The sequence below is a fragment of the Amycolatopsis aidingensis genome (assembly GCF_018885265.1).
GTDB classification, from domain to species: Bacteria; Actinomycetota; Actinomycetes; order Mycobacteriales; family Pseudonocardiaceae; genus Amycolatopsis; species Amycolatopsis aidingensis.
In genome coordinates this window covers 4,847,767-4,866,498 of the sequence record NZ_CP076538.1, presented here as the reverse complement: position 1 = coordinate 4,866,498, position 18,732 = coordinate 4,847,767, and the positions used below count along the sequence as shown (strand labels likewise).

The window sequence follows — 18,732 nt, the reverse complement described above, 5'->3', positions numbered from 1 at the left end:
CGAGCAGCCACGGCATACTGCGGACGTGTCGCTGGCCTGCTACCGGTTCCGCACCACCTGGACGATCGCCGCGCCGCCGCCGGTCGTGTTCGCCACCCTCATCGACCTCGGTGGCTACCCCGCGTGGTGGCCGAACGTCCGGGCGGTGCACCGCATCGACGAGGACACCGCCGAGCTGGTCTGCCGCTCCGCGCTGCCGTTCCTGCTCAGGGTGCACCTGACCCGGGTGGAGGAGAACCCCGGCGCAGGCAGGCTCGGGGTTCTCCTCGCCGGTGACCTCGAAGGCACGCTCACCGGGCTGGTCCGCGAACACGGCTCCGGCACCCGGCTGGAGATCGCCCAGCAGGTGGTGGCCAGGAAGAAGCTGCTGCGCCTGCTGTCACCCCTGGCGCACCCGGTCTTCCGCGCCAACCATGCCGTCATGATGCGCCGCGGCCGGCGCGGGCTGTGCGAGCGTCTCGGCTGACGGCTCCACCTCCCGCGGCTCGTGCTCGTCCACCAGGGTGGCCTCGTTGAACGGGTCCTCGCCTGCCAGCACCCGGCGCGACTGGACCCGGTCGAGCTCCCCGGTCCAGGAGCCGATGAGCACCGTGGCCACGGCGTTGCCCGCGAAGTTGGTCAGCGCCCGCGCCTCGGACATGAACCGGTCGATACCGAGGATGAAACCCACCCCGTCGACCAGCTCCGGCCGGTGCGACTGCAGCCCGCCCGCCAGGGTGGCGATCCCGGCGCCGCTCACCCCGGCCGCGCCCTTCGAGGCGATTATCATGAAGACCAGCAGGGAGATCTGCTCGCCGATGCCGAGCGGGCTGCCCTGCGCCGTGGCGATGAACAGGGTGGCCATGGTCAGGTAGATCGCGGTGCCGTCCAGGTTGAAGGAGTACCCGGTCGGCACGGTGATGCCCACCACCGGCCTGCTCACCCCGAGGTGCTCCATCTTGGCGATCAGCCTCGGCAGCGCCGACTCCGAGGATGAGGTGGACACGATCAGCAGGAACTCCCGGCCGAGGTAGCGCAGCAGGCTGAAGATGTTCACCCGGGCACCGAACCAGAGCACGGCGCCGAGCACGCCGAAGATGAACAGCAGGCAGGTCGCGTAGAAGCCGAGCATGATCACGGCCAGGCTCCGCAACGCGGCCCAGCCGGTCTCGCCGACCACGGCGGCGATCGCGCCGAACGCACCGACCGGCGCCACCCACATGATCATGGCCAGGATGCGGAACACCAGCCGCTGCAGGTGCTCGATCCCGCGCAGGATCGGTTGCCCGGCCGGGCCCAGCTTCTGCAACGCGAACCCGGCCAGCAGCGCCACCAGCAGGGTCTGCAGCACCGAACCCTCGGTGAACGCGGACAGCAACGACTCCGGGATCACGCCGAGCAGGAAGTCGACCGTGCCCTCACCCTCGCCTGCCTGCTCCTGCACCGCGGCGGCATCGGCCGGATCGAGCTGCAGCCCCTCGCCAGGGTGCAGCACATTGCCCACCACCAGGCCGATAGCCAGTGCGAAGGTGGACATGATGAGGAAGTAGCCCAGGGCGAGTACCCCGACCTTGCCGACCTTCGCCGCCTTCGCCACCGAGCCGATTCCGAGCACGATCGTGCAGAAGATGATCGGGCTGATCATCATCTTGATCAGGCTGACGAAACCCGAACCGAGCGGCTTGAGCCCGGCCGCGAAGTCGGGCACCGCGAAGCCCACGACCACCCCGAGGATGACCGCGGCGATCACCGCCAGGTACAGGTAGTGCATCCGATCGCGCGGCCGCCCGCGCTGGCCCGTTTCGGTCGCCGGCACCGTTGCCTCCCAGAGTTCGTGCGCCCTCGTTGGCGCGGTCCGGGGTGACTATCCGTGCGGCTATGACCTGGGTCACGGTTGTGTTCATTTCGTTCACCGGTACCGGGGTCGCTACGCCATCCCGATGTGGTCGGATGAACCCGTGTCGACCAGACGGTGGAGCCTCGCCCGCCAGCTGCTCGTGCTGCAGGCGGTGCTGGTGGCCGTGCTCGTCGCGGGCGGCGCCGTACTGGCCTACGTGGACGCCCGGCGCGCGAGTGAGGACAGGGCGCGGGAGGAGGTCACCGCGGTGGCCGCCACCGTCGCCGACGCGCCCAATGTCCGTGCGGCCCTGCGAACCGGGGAACCCAGCCGCGAGCTCCAGCCGTTCGCCGAGCGGGTACGCCAGGACACCGGGGTCGACTTCATCACGATCATGGATCCGGCCGGGGTGCGCTACACCCACCCCGATCCGGAACGGATCGGCGGGCGGTTCCTCGGCACCACCGCACCCGCCCTGCGGGGCCGGATGTTCACCGAGACCTACACCGGCACGCTCGGCCCCTCGATCCGCGCGGTCGCACCGGTCACCGAGGACGGCCGGGTGTCCGCGCTGGTCGCGGTCGGGATCACCGTCCGAGCCGTCTCGGCCGAGCTCGCGCGGCGGCTGCCACCCCTGCTCCTGGTCGCCTGCGCGGTGCTCGGGGTGGGGCTGCTGGGCAGCTACCTGGTCAGCGCCCGCCTGCGGCGGCAGACGCGCGGGGTGGCTCCGGCCGAGCTGAGCAGTATGTTCGAGTACTACCAGGCCATCCTGCGCTCGGTCCGGGAAGGACTGGTGCTGGTCGGCAGGGACGGGCGGGTGGCGCTGTGCAACCACGCCGCCCGTGAGCTGCTCGGCCTGTCCGGCGACCCGAAGGGCAGGCCCGTCGGGGAGCTCGGCCTTTCCCCCGAACTGGTCAGCACCCTCGATGCCACCGAGCCGCGCACCGACGAGATCCACGTGACCGACACCCGTGTGCTGCTGGTGAACACCGCACCGGTCACCGCCAAGGACCGGGAGATGGGCAATGTGGTGACCCTGCGCGACCACACCGAACTGCAGAGCCTCACTGGTGAGCTGGACACGGTACGCGGGTTCGCCGAGTCCCTGCGCTCGCAGGCGCACGAGTCGGCCAACCGCCTGCACGCGGTGGTGTCCCTGGTCGAACTCGGCCGGATCGAGGAGGCGCTGGTATTCGCCACCGCGGAGCTGGAGACCGCGCAGCAGCTCACCGACCGGGTGATGGGCGCGGTCTCCGAGCCGGTGCTGGCGGCGTTGCTGCTCGGCAAGTCCGCGGACGCCGCCGAGCGGGGCGCGGAGCTCGCGCTCACCGAGGACACCGCGCTGCCGGACACCGAAACCGGGTTCGACTCCAGGGACCTGGTGACCATTCTGGGCAATCTGATCGACAACGCCATCGACGCCGCGATCGAGGACGCCGGGTCCCGCCGGGGCCGTCCCCGGGTGACGGTTACCGTGCGGATGGACCCGGAGGCGCTGTTCCTGCGGGTCGCCGACACCGGCCCCGGGGTGGACCAGGGGACGGCGCGGGAGATGTTCCGGCGCGGCTGGTCGACCAAACCCGGCGGGGGAGCGGCCGGCCGCGGGCTCGGGCTGGCGCTGGTCGGCCAGGCCGTGCGCCGGTACGGCGGAACGATCGAGGTGGGCGGGGACGCCGGGGCCGTGTTCACGGTCACCCTGCCCCGAGCAGGCACGGAGGACACCGGATGATCGCGGTACTCGTCGTGGAGGACGAGCGCCTCGCCGCCGAGGCGCACCAGCAGTACGTGCGGCGGGTCCCCGGCTTCACCGTGGCGGGGGTCGCGCACTCCGGAGCCGAGGCGATCCGGTTCTGCGAACGCCAGCCGGTGGACCTGGTGCTGCTTGACTTCTACCTGCCGGACACGCACGGGCTCGCGGTCTGCCGGGCGCTGCGCGCGGCCGGGCGAACCGTGGACGTGATCGCCGTGACCTCCGCCCGCGATCTCGACGTGGTGCGGGCGGCGGTGTCCGCGGGGATCGTGCAGTACCTGCTGAAGCCGTTCACCTTCGACGCCCTGCGGGACAAGCTGGAACGCTACGCCCGCTACCGCGGGCTGCTGGCGGGCTCCGGCGAGGTCAACGGGCAGGCCGAGGTGGACGGGATGCTCGCCACCCTGCGCGGCACCGAGCACGCCACCCTGCCCAAGGGGATGAGCGGGGAGACCCTGGACGCGATCAGCTCGGCGCTGGCCGGGGCCGGGGAGGCGCTCTCGGCCGCGGCCGCGGCCGAGAGCACCGGGGTGTCCAGGGTGACCGCCCGGCGGTACCTGGAGTACCTGGCCGAGCACGGCCTCGCCGAGCGCAGGCCGCACTACGGCCAGGTGGGCAGGCCCGAGGTGCGCTACGAATGGGTCAGCTGAGCTTGTTCTTTAACCCGTGCTGTGTTGATGATCGGCCATGGTGAGGTCCCGGGGTCTGCCGGGGACGCCGGGGCGGGTCTGCCAGGGCAACGGGCCGGACAGCGGCCGGTACTCCACCCCGAGCGCGTCCAGCCGGGGCAGGTGGTGCTCGCGCAGCCGCGGCAGGAACTCCGTGAAGTCCCCGCCGCCGCTCCACACGACCTCGGCGAAGGCGGCCAGCCGAGGGAAGGCCGCGTAGTCCACCCTGCGCGCGGTGTCCAGGTGCTCGGTCCACACCTGTGCCTGTGCCCCGAGCAGCCGCTCGGCCGGCATGCCATCGGGGCAGGGCCGGTAACGGTAGACGTCCTCGAGGGAGCGCAGGAAACCGACCGGGATCGGCTCGTCCGGATGCGCGGACTGGCGGTGGTCCAGGTACACCCACTGCTCGGGGCACATCACCACGTCGTGGCCCGCGGCGGCGGCCCGTAACCCGGCCTCCTCGCCGCGCCAGGACCCGACCACCGTGCCGGTGCCGGGATCGGTTCCGGCGTCCAGCACCTCGTCCCAGCCGAGCGCCCGCCTGCCACGCTCGCGCAGATGGTCCGCCATCCGGCCGAGGAACCAGCCGTGCAGGTCACCCGGGCTCGCCAGGCCGAGCTCGGCGGCGCGGGCCCTGCTGCGCGGGTCGTTCTCCCACTGGGTGACCGGCACCTCGTCCCCGCCGATGCCGATCACCGGAGACGGGAAGATCTCCAGCACCTCGTCGAGCACGTTCCGAAAGAAGTCTACTGTGGACTCCTCGGCGTTCAGCACGTCCTCGCTCACCCCCCACGAGGTCCACACCTCCAGTGAGCGATCCGGGTGCACGCCGAGTTCCGGGTAGGCGGCCAGCGCCGCACGCACATGGCCCGGCATGTCGATCTCCGGCACCACCCTGATCCCGCGGTCCCCGGCGTAGCCGACGATCTCGGCGAGGTCGGCCGCGGGGTAGAACCCGCCGTGCGGCCTTCCGTCGGTCTCCGGTCCGTCGTGCCTGCCCACCATCGACCCGGTGCGCCAGCCGCCGACCTCGGTGAGCCTGGGGTAGCGGTCGATCTGAATCCGCCAGCCCTGGTCATCGGTGAGGTGCAGGTGCAGCACGTTCAGCTTGTGCGCGGCCAGCAGGTCCACGAACCGCAGCACCTCCGCCTTGGTCCGGAAATGCCGCGCCACGTCCAGCAGGCAGCCGCGCCAGCCCAGCCGTGGCTGGTCGGTCACCGTCCCGCAGGGCAGCCGCCAGGGTCCATCGTGGATCCGCGCGGCGCGGAACGCCGCCGGGCCGCACAGCTGGCGCAGCGTCTGCCGCGCGTGGCAGGCGCCGGCCTCGTCGGCGGCCACGATCAGCACCCCGGCGGGTTCGATCTCCAGCCGGTAGCCTTCCGCCTGCAGCGCGGGGTCGAGGCGGACCGGGGCTGCCGCCGGATCGGCAAGCAGGCACTCGCCGGGGGACGGCTCGACCCGCACCGGCCTGGGCAGCAGGGTGTCGAACGCGCTCATCCCTTCACCGCCCCGGACAGCCCGGAGACCAGCCTGCGCTGCACCAGCACGAAGAAGATCAGCACCGGGATGGTCATCAGGGTGGACCCGGCCATGATCGCGCCCCAGTCGTTCTCCTCCGGCTTGAAGTACACCAGGATCGCCTGCGGCAGGGTCTGGTTCTCCGACTTGGAGATGATGAAGGTCTTGGCGAAAAGGAAGTCGTTCCAGGCGTGGATGAACGCCAGCACACTCACCGCGACCAGCCCGGGTAACACCAGCGGGAACAGGATCTGCCAGGTGAACCGGAACCGGCTCGCGCCGTCCAGTTTGGACGCCTCCTCCAGCTCGATCGGTACCGCGGCAACGAAGCCGCGCAGCATCCAGATCGCCAGCGGCAGCTGGAAGGCCAGGTGCACCAGCACCAGCGATCCGAGCTCGTTCAACCCGAAGGCCGGGGCCACATCGCCGATCGAGCGCATCAGGAAGAACAGCGGGATGGTCAGCGCCTCCACCGGGACCATCTGCGCCACCAGCAGCATCACCAGCAGCACGGTGCGGCCGCGGAAGCGGAACCTGGTGAGTGCCACGGCGGAAAGGAAGGACAGCAGCAACGACAACCCGACCACCACCACCGCGACGATCGTGCTGTTCAGGAAGTACCGCGCGAAACCGGCCGAGTTCAGCACCCGGTCGAAGTTCTCGAAGGTGGGGGAGAAGGTCCACGGCCGCGGGTTGGCCGACTGCACCTCGGCCGCCGGTTTCAACGCGGACAGCACCATCCAGTACAGCGGGAAGGCCACCAGCCCTGCGATCACCACGGTGGCCACCTCGGCGACCATCCTGCCCCGCTTGACCGGGCGCCTGCGCCGCACCGGCGGCGTCCCGCCCCGCGCGACCCCGGTGCCGCCGCGGGTCTTGTCGCTGGTCAGTACCGTCATCTACAGCTCCACACTCTGCCGCTGCGAGCGCACGTACAGGGCCGTGATCGACAGCAGGATCAGGGTCATCACCACGCCGATGGCCGCGCCGAGGCCGTACTGCGAGCCTGCGAAGGCCTCCTGGTAGGCGTAGACGTTCAGCACCAGGTTGCGCCCCGCGACGCCACCGCCGTTGGTCATCACGTAGATCTGGGTGAACACCTTGAAGTCCCAGATGATCGACTGGATGGTGGCGATCAGCAGCAGCGGCCGCAGCATCGGCAACATCACCGAGGTGGCGATCCTGGTCCAGGACGCCCCGTCCAGCGCTGCCGACTCCAGGATCTCCTCCGAGATGCCCTTGATCCCGGCGTACATGGTGACCATGACGAACGGGAACGAGCACCAGATGACCTCCATCGCGACCAGGCCGAACGCGCTGTAGGTGCCGTAGGTCCAGGAATGGTCCGCCATGCTCTGCCAGCCCAGCCCGGCGAGTACCTCGTTCACCAGGCCGAAGTCGGCGTCGAACAGGAACAGCCAGACGTAGGACCCTGCCATCGCCGGGGTGGCCCATGCCCCCAGCGCGGCCAGGAAAAGCAGCATCCGGGGCACCGCCCGCACCCTGCTGGCCAGCACCGCGAGCGTGGTGCCGACCAGCAGGCTGCCCACCACGCATACGGCGGCGAAGCCGATCGTCTTCGCCAGTACCACCCAGAACTTGATGGTCTCCAGCAGTTCCACGTAGTTGTCGAAGCCGAGGAACACCAGCGGGGCCGTGCCCGCGGCCTCCGCCCGCCCGTAGTCGTAGAACGAGATGAGCACGAGCTGGTACAGCGGGTAGGCCAGCATGCCGAGCAGCAGTACCGCGGCCGGGGCCAGGTACAGCGCCGCGGCGCGGCCGTCCCGCCGCCTGCGCGGGGTGCGCACCGGCGGCGGGACGGCGGCGGTGGTTTGCCGGGTCGCCATCGACTAGCCGCCGAAGGCGTCGTTCATCTGCTGCGTGGCCTCGGCGAGCGCGGCGTCCGGTGGCTGCTGGCCGGTGATGATCTGCTGCGCGGCCGTCGGGAGGATCTGCTGCGCGTCGATCAGCGACCAGGCCGGCGTGCTGGGCACGAACCGGGTGCCTGCCTGCAACGTGGCCACGAAGGGCTCGAGGAACTCCTCGGAGGAGGACAGCTCCTGCTGCAGGCTGCTCAGCGTCGGCAGGTTGCCCATCGCCTCGTACATCTTGGACTGGTACTCGGCGCTGCCGAGCAGCTGGACGAACTCCACGGCGAGGCTCCTGCGCTGGCTGGACTGGAAGACGCCGAGCAGGTTGCCGCCAGCGAAGGCCGGGGCGATCGAGCCCTGCTCCGTTCCGGGCAGCGGGACCACGTCGTACTTGCCCGAGAGCCCTTCCTCGATGGCCTTGCGGTTGAAGTCACCGCCGATGGTCATCGCCGCCTGGCCGCCGGAGAATGCCTGCACGCTCTGCGTGCCGGTCATGTCCGCGCACTGCTCCGGCGGGCAGATGTCCGGCTTGATCAGGTCGGTGTAGGCGGTCACCCCAGCCCTGGCGGCCTCGGAGTCCACGGTGGCCTGCCAGCGGTCGCCCTGCCGCTCGGCGAGCTCGCCGCCATGCGCCCACAGGAACGGCAGCATTGCGTAGATGTACTTGCCGCCCACCGAGATCCCGTACAGATCGGGCTTGGCGGCCCGGATCTCGCGGGCCGTTTCGGCCAGCTCGGCCATGGTCTTCGGCGGTTGCAGGCCCAGCTCGTCGAACACGTCGGTGCGGTAGTACAGCGCGCGGATCCCGGTGAACCACGGCAGCCCGTAGGTCTTGCCGTCCACCTTGGCGGTCTCCAGCACGCTCGGCAGCAGGTCGGAGCCTGCGGACCAGGACTCGATATCGGCGGTGAGGTCGGCCAGCGCGCCGGTCTCGGCATAGCTGGCGACGTCGGTGTTGCCGAACTCGGCCACGTCCGGAGCGTTGGAAGGGTCGTTGAAGGCGCCGGAGAACTTGTCGGCCCTTGTCTCCACCGCAACCCACTGCACGTCGACCGTGACGCCCTCGTGCGCGGCCTCGAACTCCTTGATCGCTTCCTGGACGACCGCCTCCTTGGGCGCCCGGTTGGCCTCGTCGAACAGCCAGACCCGCAGCGGGCCGGACTGCTGGTCACCGCCCTCGGCGGCCGGATCTGACTGGGGTGGGGAACATGCGGCCGCGGCGAGTGCGGTGAGCAGGACCGCCGCGATCGTTCGGGTGATTTTCATGGGCTGATTTCCATTCAAGCCATTGCGTTTCACGCAACGTGCGTTTCACTATTAGCAACGATCGTAGGACCGGGTGAGGTGCCGCACAAGGGGTCTAGACCACCTGTGGACTCAGCAATGGAACGCGACGATGGCGACCGAGGGCACCGCCACCTTCCCGGCCACGGCGCCGGGCAGGCCGGTGCGCGGGTCGCGGGGCAGCCAGGTGACCGTTCCCGAGTTCTGGTTGGCCACGTAGAACCACCGCTGGGTGGGGTCCAGGGTGAAGTGCCGCGGCCAGGCACCCCCGGTCGGCACGTTCTCGCCGATCCGGTGCAGCTCCCGCCCGTAACCGCGGACCGCGAAGGTGGCGAGGGTGTCCTCGCCACGGTTGGAGGCGTACACGAACCGTCCGTCGGCCGACACCGCGATCTCGGCCGGATACTGCGGCCTTGGCGCGCTGTCCGGCACCGTGGGCACGGTCGCGCCCGGCGTCAGCTTGCCGCGTGCCGGGTCCCAGGACGCCACGGTGATCTCCGGTCGCAGCTCGCCGAGGATGTAGGCGAACCGTCCGTGCGGGTCGAAGGCCAGGTGCCGCGGCCCCGCGCCGTCCGGCAGCCGTACCTGCTCGTGTAGCCGCAGCTTTCCCGCCCACGGGTCCAGCTTGTAGACGTACACCGAGTCCGCGCCGAGATCCACCGCGAGCACCCAGTTGCCGCTGGGATCGGTGAGCACCTGGTGCGCGTGCGGGTCACGCTCGGTCCCGGTGTGCCGCACTAGGTCGGTGGGTTCGCCGAGCGACCCTCCGGACCGGATCGGGTGCACCACCACGGTGCCGTCGGTGTAGTTCGCGGTGAGCAGGTACCGGCCGCTGGGATGCACCGAAAGGTGCGTCGGCCCCGCCCCGAGGGTGGTCCGGCTGCCGAGCACCCGCGGGCGCCGCGGGTCGGCGAGGTCCAGCGCGGTGACCGTACCGTCCGGCACCAGCTCGTTGGTGACGTACAGGGTCCGCCTGCCGGGGGAGAAGGCGAAGAACGAGGCGTCCGGCACCCCGGGGACGGTGTGCCGCACGGTCAGCTCGGCGCCGGACCTGGCTGCCACCTGCAGGCCCGCTCCCGGCGGTGAGCCCCAGGTGGAGTAGCTGCCGAGGAAGACGGTCTGGCCGCGACGGCCGGTGGGGGCCGCGTTCGCGGGCCCCGCGCCGAGGATGCTGCCGACCCCGGCCACCCCGAGGGCGCCGAGGAATCTGCGACGGTCGATCATCTGCCGTTCTCCTTATCCATATGCAGGGACTGTTTGCCACGGACTACAGGATGGTCATCAGTGCGGCGGAGACGGCGAAGCCGACCACCGAGAGAATGGTTTCCAGCACGGTCCAGGTCTTGAGCGTGTCCGAAACGGAGATGCCGAAGTACCGCGAGACGATCCAGAAGCCGCCGTCGTTCACGTGCGAGGCGATGATCGAGCCTGCGGCGATCGCGACCACCAGCAGGGCCAGCTGCGGCTGGGAGTACCCCAGTTGCGCCACGGTGGGTGCGATGATCCCGGTCGTGGTCACGATCGCCACCGTCGCCGAACCCTGCGCGATCCGCATTCCGCAGCTGATCACGTACGCGGCGAGGATCACCGGCAGGCCCGCGGACTCCAGCGAGCCCGCGACCGCCTTGCCGATCCCGGTCGCGGCCAGCACCGAGCCGAAGAACGCACCCGCCCCGACCACCAGCAGGATCATCGCCACCGGCCGCAGGGCCGTCGCGGACAGCTCGCTGAGCCGTTTCGCCGTCATCCCGCGACGGGTGCCGAGCAGCCAGAACGCCAGTAGCACGGCCCCGGTCAGCGCCACCGCGGGGGTGCCGAGGAAGGTCGCGATCCCGGTGAGCGTCGAGCCATCGGGTAACCAGATGCTGCCGAAGGTGCCCGCGAGGATCAGCACCAGTGGGATGGCGATGATCGAGGACACCAGGCCGAGCGAGGGCGGGCGGGTGGCGGTGCCGGGACCCTCACCGTCCATTGTGGCCGCGGCAAGCATCTCCTCCGGCACCGGCACGTGGATCCGGTTACCGATCCAGGACGAGAACAACACCCCGCCCACGAACCAGGCCGGGATCCCGCAGATCGCGCCCATCAGGATGACCCAGCCGAGGTCCACCCCGAGCAGGCCTGCGGCGGCCACCGGCCCGGGATGGGGCGGCAGGAAGGCGTGGGTGACCGACAGCCCGGCGATCAGCGGCAGGCAGTACAGCAGGATCGACCGGCCTGCCTGCTTGGCGGCCACGTAGACCAGCGGGGCGAGCACGAAGATGCCGATGTCGAAGAACACCGGGATGCCGAAGATCAGGCCGGCGATACCCATCGCCAGCGGGGCCCGCTTCTCCCCGAACGCCCGCAGCAGGGCCGCAGTGAGCACCTGCGCCCCACCGGACTTCTCCAGAATCGCGCCGAGCAGCGTGCCCAGGCCGATGATCGCGGCGATATGCCCGAGTACCCCACCGAAACCGTCCTCCAGCAGCGAGTCCGATGCCCCCTGCGCGGAGCCGACGATGGTGCCCACCGGCAGCCCCGCCGCCAGCGCGGTGAGCAGGCCGATCACGATCAGCGCGATGAACGGCTCCATCCGGAACCTGATGATGAGCAACAACAGCACCGCGATGGACACCGCGGCGAGGGTGAGCAGCCCGCCGGTGGAGTGGTGCAGCCATTCCAGGAACCCGGTCATGGCGAGGTCTCCGGTTTGCGCAGGGCGTGCCCGGCGAGCGCGCCGGTCGGACGGCCGTCGTCGATGGCGGCCACCCCGTTGACGAAGACGTACCGGATCCCTTCCGCCGGTTGCCGTGGTTGCTCGAAGGTGGCGGTGTCGGTCACCGTGTCCGGGTCGAACAGCACGAGATCCGCGGCGTAACCCTCGCGGACGAAGCCACGGTCGGGAAGGCGCAGCCGGGTCGCGGCCCGCCCGGTCAGGTGCGCGACACAGTCGGCGAGCTCGAGCACCCCCAGTTCCCGCACGTACCGCGCCAGGTAGCGGGGGAAGGTCCCCCAGGCCCGTGGGTGTGGCCGGTCGCCGACCAGCAGGCCGTCGCTGCCGCCGGTGTGCGCGGGATGCCGCATGATCGTCCGCACGTTCTCCTCGTGCCCGACGTGCATCAGGCAGGAGGTGCCGAGCCGCTCGGCGACCAGCACCTCGAAGTACAGCTCGGCCGGGGTGGTCCCGGCGGCCCGCGCGGACTCGGCCACGCTGTGCCCCACCAGGTGCGCGTGCTCCGGCCTGCGTACCCCGTTGATCTCGATCCCGTCCCAGTCGATCGGCACGCCGTGCGCCCCGTCCGAGCCGGTCTCCTCGATCTCCGCCCTGATCCGTTCCCTGGTGTCCGGATCGGACAGCCGGTCCAGGGTGGCTTCCGGCCCGCCCTCGCTCGCCCAGCTCGGCAGCAGGGCGGAGAGATAGGTGGCGCCCGGCAGGTACGGGTAGGTGTCCAGCGAGATGTCACAGCCGCCCGCGATCGCCTCGTCCAGCAGGGCCAGCAGTTCCGGCGCCCTGCCCTTGTTCACCGAGAAGTTCATCGTGGCGTGCGCGAGGTGCAGCGGGCAGCCCGCGCGCCGGGACACGGTCACCATCTCGGCGAAGGCCTCCAGTGCCCCCGCGCCGTAGCTGCGGTGGTGCGGGCAGTGGTACCCGCCCGCCGCGCCGACCACCTCACACAGCGCCACCAGTTCCTCGGTCCCCGCGTACATGCTCGGGGTGTAGGTCAACCCGGACGACATGCCGAAGGCGCCTTCGGCCAGCCCGGTGGCCACCAGGGAGCGCATGGTGTCCAGCTCGGCCGGGGTGGCCGGACGGTCCTCCCAGCCGACGGTGAGCATCCGGACCGTGCCCTGCGGCACCAGGTAGGCGGCGTTCACCGCGACCCCCCGGTCCAGCCGGGCGAGGTACTCGGCGACCGAGCGCCAGCTCCACTCGAACCCGGGCGGATCGTCGTTCCAGCCCGCGAGCTGCCCGCGCAGCACCTCCAGGGTGGCGTCGTTCACCGGGGCGTAGGACAGCCCGTCCTGCCCGAGCACCTCGGTGGTGACGCCCTGGGAGACCTTGGCGAGGTGCTCCGGCTCGGCGAGTATCTGCAGGTCGGAGTGCGAGTGCATATCGATGAACCCGGGTGCCAGCACCAGCCCGGTTGCGTCGATGACGCGGGTTGCGCTGAGCGAACCTGGCGGGCCGAGCGCCGCGATCCGGCCGTCCTCGATCCCGGCGTCACCGGGCCACAGCGGTGCTCCGGTGCCATCGGCGATGTGCGCGCCGCGCAGGACCAGCTCCATGGGGACTCCTAGAAGTAGGTGCGGATGAAGTCGACGACGTTCTCCCGCTCGTCCACCACCGGGATCAGGGACCACTTGTCGAAAACGGTGCACGGGTGGGACAGCCCGAGCCCGACCCAGTCGCCGACCTGTACCGGCGAGCCCGCGGGCAGGGCGAGGAAGGCGTGCTGGTCGTTCAGCGCGGTGACGGAGTGCCCGGTGAGCTCCGTGGTGGCGCCGTCTGCTGGCCGGTGCCACTGTGGCTCGGGCAGGCCCTGGTCGAAGGAGGCGTCCCGCCTGCCGAGGGTCAGCAGCGCCAGCTCGGGCGCGGGTTTCGAGCTGACCTGCGCCCAGGCCCGCAGCGCCGAACGCAGCGGCGCGCCTTCGGTGCGCGGTGCCGCGCCCAGCGGGGAGATACCACGGTAGAAGCCGTCGTCATGGGTGAGGTAGGCACCGCTACGCAGCACCGGCAGCACGTTCAGCCCCTCCGGCCAGCCGCCGGCAAGGCCCGCGGCCACCCTGTCGAAGAAGGCGCTGCCGCCCGCGGTGGCGATGATCCGCTGGCCGGGTTCGAAGAAGCCCTTGTCCGCCAGTGAGATCGCCAGCGCGCGCAGATCGTCTATATAGGACTCCACCGTGCGGAGGGACTCCGCGGAGGAGTCATGGGCGAGCGCGCCCTCGTAGCCGCCCACCCCGGCCAGCCGTAGCGCGGGGCTGTCCCGCACCGCCTCGGCCACCGCCAGCGCGGTCGCGTGGTCCCGGACCCCGGTGCGACCGCCTGCCGCGCCGAGCTCCAGCAGCACCTCCACCGGGCGGCGCGCCCCCGCCGCGGTCAGCGTCTCGGTCATCAGCCGGACCCCGGCCACCGAGTCCACCCAGCAGGTGAAATCGAAGCCGGGATCGCGGTCCAGCTCGCCTGCCAGCCAGCGCAGCCCGGCCGGGTCGACCAGCTGGTTGGCCAGCAGGATCCGGGACACGCCGAAGGCGCGGTACACCCGCGACTGTCCGGCGTTGGCCGCGGTGATGCCGATCGCCCCGTGCTCGATCTGCCTGGCGAACAGCTGTGGCGCCATGGTCGTCTTGCCGTGCGGGGCCAGCGCGACACCGTGGGCGGCGCACCAGGAGGCGAAGGTCGCCAGGTTGTGTTCCAGCGCGGCCGACTCCAGTACGACCATCGGCCCCACGAAGCCGTCCCGGAACAACTGCGGCCGAGCAGCGGTCGCCTCGGCCAGTGTGCTGCCCCAGAGTGCTGACGGTGCGGACTTGAAGCGCCAATCCAGCCGTTCCTGGCGGATCGCGTCCACCGCGGCGATGTCCATCCGGCACGGAGCGATCGTCTTGGAATCCATCACGCACTCCTATTGCGTAGCTTGCAACGAAGGTTGCGCAAAATGCATTAGAAAGGTGTAGCATCGTCGCGGCGGCCGGTCAACGGGGCGACACAGGAGGCGATAGGTGGCGGCCAGTGCGCGTTTGGAAACAGGCCCTGAGGTGCTGTGCCTTGGCGAGTCGATGGCCCTGTTCGTGCCGGCCGAACCCGGCCCGGCCGGGGAGGTACGGGTATGGCAACGGACGGCAGGCGGTGCGGAGTCCAATGTGGCCTGTCACCTGGTGGCGCTCGGGGTGCGCGCTGCCTGGGTGAGCGCGCTGGGTCAGGACCCGTTCGGGTACGCCCTGCTCGGCGAGATCGAGGCCGCGGGCGTGGACGTGAGCCAGGTCCGGATGGACCCGGACCGGCCGACCGGGGTGTACTTCAAGGAAACCGGCACCGACGGCGGCAGCCCGGTCCGCTACTACCGGCGCGGTTCGGCGGCCTCGGGGATGGGCCCGGACCTGTTGCCCCGGCTGGATCTCGACGGGGTGCGGCTGATCCACCTCAGCGGGATCACCCCCGCGCTGTCCACCGGCTGCGAGCAACTGGTGCGGGCACTGCTCGCCGGCCCCCGCGCGGGCAGGCAGATCTCCTTCGACGTCAACTGGCGGCCGGCGCTGTGGCAGGGCAGGGATCCCGCGGTGCTGTCCGAACTCGCCGCGCTGGCCGACATCGTGTTCGTCGGCGATGACGAGGCGATCCAGGTGTGGGGCACCGGGAACGCGCGGGAGTTGCGCGAGTTGCTGCCACAGCCCTCGACGCTCGTGGTCAAGCACGGCGAGCGCGGGGCCACCGTGTTCGAGCGGGACCGGGCCCCGGTGTTCGCGCCCGCGTTGCAGGTGGAGGTGGTGGAGGCGGTCGGCGCGGGGGACGCCTTCGCCGCCGGGTTCCTCGCCGCCACGCTGCGTCGGGAGCCGCCGGGGATCCGCCTGCGTAGCGGGCACCTGCAGGCGGCCTCCACCCTGCTCACCCACAATGATGTGGGTGAACCCCTGCCGCCCGGTGTCGTCGCCGAACTGCTCGAGGCGGACGACCGGGCGTGGGCGGCCGCCCGGCTGACCGGTACGGGCGTCGTCCGGGTATGACACCCTCCGGAGGAAGAGATGAGCCAGAGCCTGGACCGCGCGTTGACCCTGCTCGGCGGCCTCGCCAAGGACGCGCGCACCCTGGACCAGCTCGCCGACGAGGTCGGCGTGCACAAGTCGACCGTGCTGCGCCTGTTGCGCACCCTCGAGGCACACCATTTCGTGCATCGTGAGGGAGCGCGGCATTACCGGCTGGGCAGTGCCCTGTTCGACCTCGCCAACCAGGCGCTGGAGCAGCGGGATGTGCGCCGCAGCGCGGAACCCGCGCTGGCCGGGCTGAACGAGCGCACCGGGCACACCATCCACCTGGCCAGCTATGAGGACGGCGAGGTGGTCTACATCGACAAGTTCGAGGGCAGGCACGCGGTGCGGATGTACTCCCGGGTGGGCAAGCGGGCCGCCCTGCACTGCACGGCCGTCGGCAAGGTGCTGGTCGCCGCGGTCGCGCCGCAGCGGCGCGCGGAGATCGCCGCCGGTCTGGAGTACCACCGGCTCACCGAGAACACCATCGGCAATCCCGAGGAGTACCTTGCCGAACTGGAGCGGGTGAACGCGCGCGGGTACGCGGTGGACAACGCCGAGCACGAGGACTTCATTCACTGCGTCGCCGCGCCGATCCGCGGTGCCGGGGGCGACGTGCTCGCCGCGGTGTCCATCTCGGTGCCGAAGGTGCTGCTGGACTACGAAGGGCTGCTGGCGCTGGTCCCGGACCTGCTCGCCGCGGCCGAGGAAGCCTCCGTCCTCAGTGGATGGACGAAGTGACGAACCGATGGGAGAGGGATACTCGATGAGCAAGATCGCGATCAGCACGGAGAACGCCCCCAGGCCGGTGGCTTCCTTCGCCCAGGCCTCGCGCAAGGGCAACATCCTGCAGGTCGCCGGGCAGGTCGCGTTCGACCCGAAGACCGGTGAGGTCGTCGGCACCACCGTCGCCGAGCAGACAAGGCAGACCTTCCGCAATATCGAGGCGGTGCTGGCCGAAGCCGGTTCGAGCATCGACGACCTGGTGATGGTCCGGGTGTACCTGACCGACACCGCGCACTTCGCCGAGCTGAACGAGACCTACAACCAGCTCGTCCGCGAGCCCTATCCCGCCCGCACCACCGTCTATGTGGGCCTGCCTGCCGGCCTCCTGGTGGAGATCGACGCCCTCGCCGTCCTCGACTGAGCTCTGGCGGCGGGATGGTTGCCCCGCGCAACCGGAGTCGCGACACTCTCCGGGGTGACGGAATACCTGAACGAGACGGTCTTCACCTGGGGCGGGGTGCCCCTCAAGTTCGGCGCGGGCGCGGTCGACGAGATCGGTCACGACCTCGGGCAACAGGGTGCGAGCCGGGTACTGATCATCACCGACCCCCGGGTCGCCGCCGGTGGCGTGCCGCAACGGGTCGCCGACGCGGCCACGGCGGCGGGACTGACGGTCGAGGTCTACGACCGGGTGCATATCGAGCCGACCGACGAGAGCCTGGCCGAGGCGGTGGAGTTCGCCCGGCAGTCGGCGTGGGACGGGTTCATCGGCGTCGGCGGTGGCTCCGCCATCGACACCGCCAAGGCGGTGAACCTGCTCACCACCCACCCCGGTGAGTTGCACGACTACCTGAACAAACCGATCGGCGAAGGCAAGACGCCCCCGGGACCGCTCAAGCCGCTGGTGGCGGTGCCGACCACGGCGGGCACCGGCTCGGAAAGCACCCCGGTCTGCGTACTGGACCTGCTCGGACTCAAGGTCAAGACCGGGATCAGCCACCCCCGGCTGCGCCCGACCCTGGCGGTCGCCGACCCCTTGCTGACCCTGGACCTTCCGCCCGCGGTGACCGCGGCCAGCGGGATGGACGTGCTCTGCCACGCGCTGGAGTCCTACACCGCCAAGCCGTACAGCGCGTTCCCAAGGCACAGCCCGGAGACCAGGGTCGCGTACTGCGGTTCGAACCCGATCTCCGACATGTGGGCCGAGCAGACCCTGCGGCTGATCGGCCGTGCCTTCCGCGCCGCCGTGCTCACCGGCGGCAACCTCGCCGCGCGCACCGACATGATGCTGGCGGCGACCTTCGCCGGGATGGGATTCGGCAACGCCGGGGTGCACATCCCGCACGCCTGCGGCTATCCCATCGCCGGGATGGTCCGCGACTACGTCCCGGACGGGTACCCGCCGGAGCCCCTGGTGCCGCACGGCCAGTCGGTGTCGCTCACCGCCCCGGCCACCTTCCGGTTCACCTACCCGACCGACCCGGACCGGCACCTGCGCGCGGCCGAGCTGCTGGCCCCCGGCGCGGTGCGGCAGCCCGACCCGCGGGAGCAGCTGCCCGCGGTGCTCGCGGAGCTGATGCGGGACATCGGGATACCGAACGGCACCGCCGCGGTCGGCTACACCGAGGCCGATACCGAGCAGCTGGTGGCCGGGGCGCTGAAGCAGCAACGGCTGCTGAACGTGGCCCCGCGCGCGGTCGGTGCCGAGGACCTCGCGGCGATCTTCCGCGAGTCCCGTACCAACTGGTGAGGTCCCACCCCGTGACCCGAGTGCGGTCTCAGTGCACGGGCCCGGTGTATTTCTCGCCTGGCCCCTGCCCTGGGGCGTCCGGGACCGCCGATGCCTCCCGGAAGGCCTTCTGCAGCGACTGCACCCCATCCCGCAGCGGTGCCGCGTGCAGGCCGAGGTACTCGGCCGAGGAGGTGACAAGGCCGGCCAGTGCGGTGATCAGCCTGCGTGCCTCGTCCAGATCGCGGTACGGGCTGCTCTCCGGCTCGTCGTCGGCCAGCCCGAGCCGTTCGGCCGCTGCGGACATGAGCATGACGGCGGCCCGGCTGATCACCTCGACGCTCGGGATCTCCGCCAGCCCGCGCACATCGGGCGGCACCCCGGCCGGATCCGTGGCCGGGGAATTTTCGGGCTGCTCGGAAGCGTTGTCAACCACGTCTGGTACCCTTCCACGAGCGACCAGCCCCCGAGCGATCGGGGGCCGCAAGTGGAGCCCCGCTCCCACCCGGGTCGCCGCTGAACCGAGGCGGCCGGGTCCGGTCTCGCGAGACCAATGTCTCGTGGTGCGCCCGGTGCTCACCGGGGCACCGATCGGAGAGCGGGCCCCGCACCCTTGGTGGTGACGGGGCTCGTGGTATGTGGGC

Annotated in this window: 17 protein-coding genes; 7 read left to right on the top strand and 10 right to left on the bottom strand. The window is 70.8% G+C overall.

The features are described 5' to 3' along the window. Positions 1–25: 25 nt before the first annotated feature. Positions 26–466, top strand: a complete 441-nt coding sequence (locus KOI47_RS22195; protein ID WP_216206759.1) for an SRPBCC family protein — start codon at positions 26–28, stop codon at positions 464–466. On the opposite strand, the gene KOI47_RS22190 is transcribed toward KOI47_RS22195, so the two are convergent. Further along, positions 380–1,750 carry a cation:dicarboxylate symporter family transporter gene (locus KOI47_RS22190; protein ID WP_216217469.1) on the bottom strand — a complete coding sequence of 457 codons (1,371 nt, stop codon included), beginning with the start codon at positions 1,748–1,750 and terminating at the stop codon, positions 380–382. The two genes, KOI47_RS22195 and KOI47_RS22190, sit on opposite strands and share 87 nt — an antisense overlap. 169 nt (positions 1,751–1,919) lie before the next feature. Here KOI47_RS22190 and KOI47_RS22185 point away from each other — a divergent pair, with 169 nt between their 5' ends. Both KOI47_RS22185 and KOI47_RS22180 read left to right on the top strand, forming a co-directional pair. Further along, positions 1,920–3,545: a sensor histidine kinase gene (locus KOI47_RS22185; RefSeq protein ID WP_216206756.1), complete on the top strand. Its 1,626-nt coding sequence runs from the start codon at positions 1,920–1,922 to the stop codon at positions 3,543–3,545. After that, positions 3,542–4,216, top strand: a complete 675-nt coding sequence (locus KOI47_RS22180; protein ID WP_216206753.1) for a response regulator — start codon at positions 3,542–3,544, stop codon at positions 4,214–4,216. The genes KOI47_RS22185 and KOI47_RS22180 overlap by 4 nt, the downstream gene beginning before the upstream one ends. Before the next feature lie 9 nt (positions 4,217–4,225). Here the strand turns inward: KOI47_RS22180 and KOI47_RS22175 are convergent, their stop codons facing one another. The 8 genes from KOI47_RS22175 to KOI47_RS22140 all read right to left on the bottom strand — a co-directional run bounded on the left by KOI47_RS22175 (position 4,226) and on the right by KOI47_RS22140 (position 14,504). Next, positions 4,226–5,731 carry a beta-N-acetylhexosaminidase gene (locus tag KOI47_RS22175; protein WP_216206750.1) on the bottom strand — a complete coding sequence of 502 codons (1,506 nt, stop codon included), beginning with the start codon at positions 5,729–5,731 and terminating at the stop codon, positions 4,226–4,228. Further along, the gene (locus KOI47_RS22170) at positions 5,728–6,552 is read right to left on the bottom strand and encodes a carbohydrate ABC transporter permease (RefSeq protein ID WP_232376904.1); all 825 of its coding nucleotides are present in this window, start codon (positions 6,550–6,552) and stop codon (positions 5,728–5,730) included. Before KOI47_RS22170 ends, KOI47_RS22175 begins: the two co-directional genes overlap by 4 nt. 99 nt (positions 6,553–6,651) lie before the next feature. Beyond that, positions 6,652–7,599, bottom strand: coding sequence for a carbohydrate ABC transporter permease (locus tag KOI47_RS22165; RefSeq protein WP_216206744.1), 948 nt, complete (start codon positions 7,597–7,599; stop codon positions 6,652–6,654). A 3-nt stretch (positions 7,600–7,602) separates the two neighbouring features. Beyond that, positions 7,603–8,889 (bottom strand): extracellular solute-binding protein, encoded by a 1,287-nt coding sequence (locus KOI47_RS22160; protein ID WP_216206741.1) that lies wholly within the window; start codon positions 8,887–8,889, stop codon positions 7,603–7,605. Positions 8,890–9,000: 111 nt separating this feature from the next. After that, on the bottom strand, positions 9,001–10,131 hold the full coding sequence (locus KOI47_RS22155) for a lactonase family protein (protein WP_216206738.1): 1,131 nt from the start codon (positions 10,129–10,131) through the stop codon (positions 9,001–9,003). Positions 10,132–10,174: 43 nt separating this feature from the next. Continuing rightward, complete coding sequence (locus KOI47_RS22150; protein ID WP_216206735.1) at positions 10,175–11,584, bottom strand: GntP family permease; 1,410 nt, start codon at positions 11,582–11,584, stop codon at positions 10,175–10,177. Then, the gene (locus tag KOI47_RS22145; protein WP_216206732.1) at positions 11,581–13,176 is read right to left on the bottom strand and encodes an N-acyl-D-amino-acid deacylase family protein; all 1,596 of its coding nucleotides are present in this window, start codon (positions 13,174–13,176) and stop codon (positions 11,581–11,583) included. Before KOI47_RS22145 ends, KOI47_RS22150 begins: the two co-directional genes overlap by 4 nt. Positions 13,177–13,184: 8 nt before the next feature. Continuing rightward, positions 13,185–14,504: an amino acid deaminase gene (locus KOI47_RS22140; protein ID WP_232376166.1), complete on the bottom strand. Its 1,320-nt coding sequence runs from the start codon at positions 14,502–14,504 to the stop codon at positions 13,185–13,187. Positions 14,505–14,628: 124 nt separating this feature from the next. Here KOI47_RS22140 and KOI47_RS22135 point away from each other — a divergent pair, with 124 nt between their 5' ends. From KOI47_RS22135 to KOI47_RS22120, 4 genes are read left to right on the top strand one after another with little or no spacing between them, the layout of a single operon-like run. Further along, on the top strand, positions 14,629–15,612 hold the full coding sequence (locus KOI47_RS22135; protein WP_216217467.1) for a sugar kinase: 984 nt from the start codon (positions 14,629–14,631) through the stop codon (positions 15,610–15,612). Between the two features lie 18 nt (positions 15,613–15,630). Continuing rightward, positions 15,631–16,374: an IclR family transcriptional regulator gene (locus KOI47_RS22130; protein ID WP_216206729.1), complete on the top strand. Its 744-nt coding sequence runs from the start codon at positions 15,631–15,633 to the stop codon at positions 16,372–16,374. A 25-nt stretch (positions 16,375–16,399) separates the two neighbouring features. After that, complete coding sequence (locus KOI47_RS22125; protein ID WP_216206727.1) at positions 16,400–16,780, top strand: RidA family protein; 381 nt, start codon at positions 16,400–16,402, stop codon at positions 16,778–16,780. A 54-nt stretch (positions 16,781–16,834) separates the two neighbouring features. Beyond that, positions 16,835–18,109 (top strand): hydroxyacid-oxoacid transhydrogenase, encoded by a 1,275-nt coding sequence (locus tag KOI47_RS22120; RefSeq protein ID WP_216206722.1) that lies wholly within the window; start codon positions 16,835–16,837, stop codon positions 18,107–18,109. Positions 18,110–18,137: 28 nt separating this feature from the next. Here the strand turns inward: KOI47_RS22120 and KOI47_RS22115 are convergent, their stop codons facing one another. Beyond that, positions 18,138–18,467 carry a DUF1844 domain-containing protein gene (locus KOI47_RS22115; protein ID WP_232376902.1) on the bottom strand — a complete coding sequence of 110 codons (330 nt, stop codon included), beginning with the start codon at positions 18,465–18,467 and terminating at the stop codon, positions 18,138–18,140. Positions 18,468–18,732 lie beyond the last annotated feature (265 nt).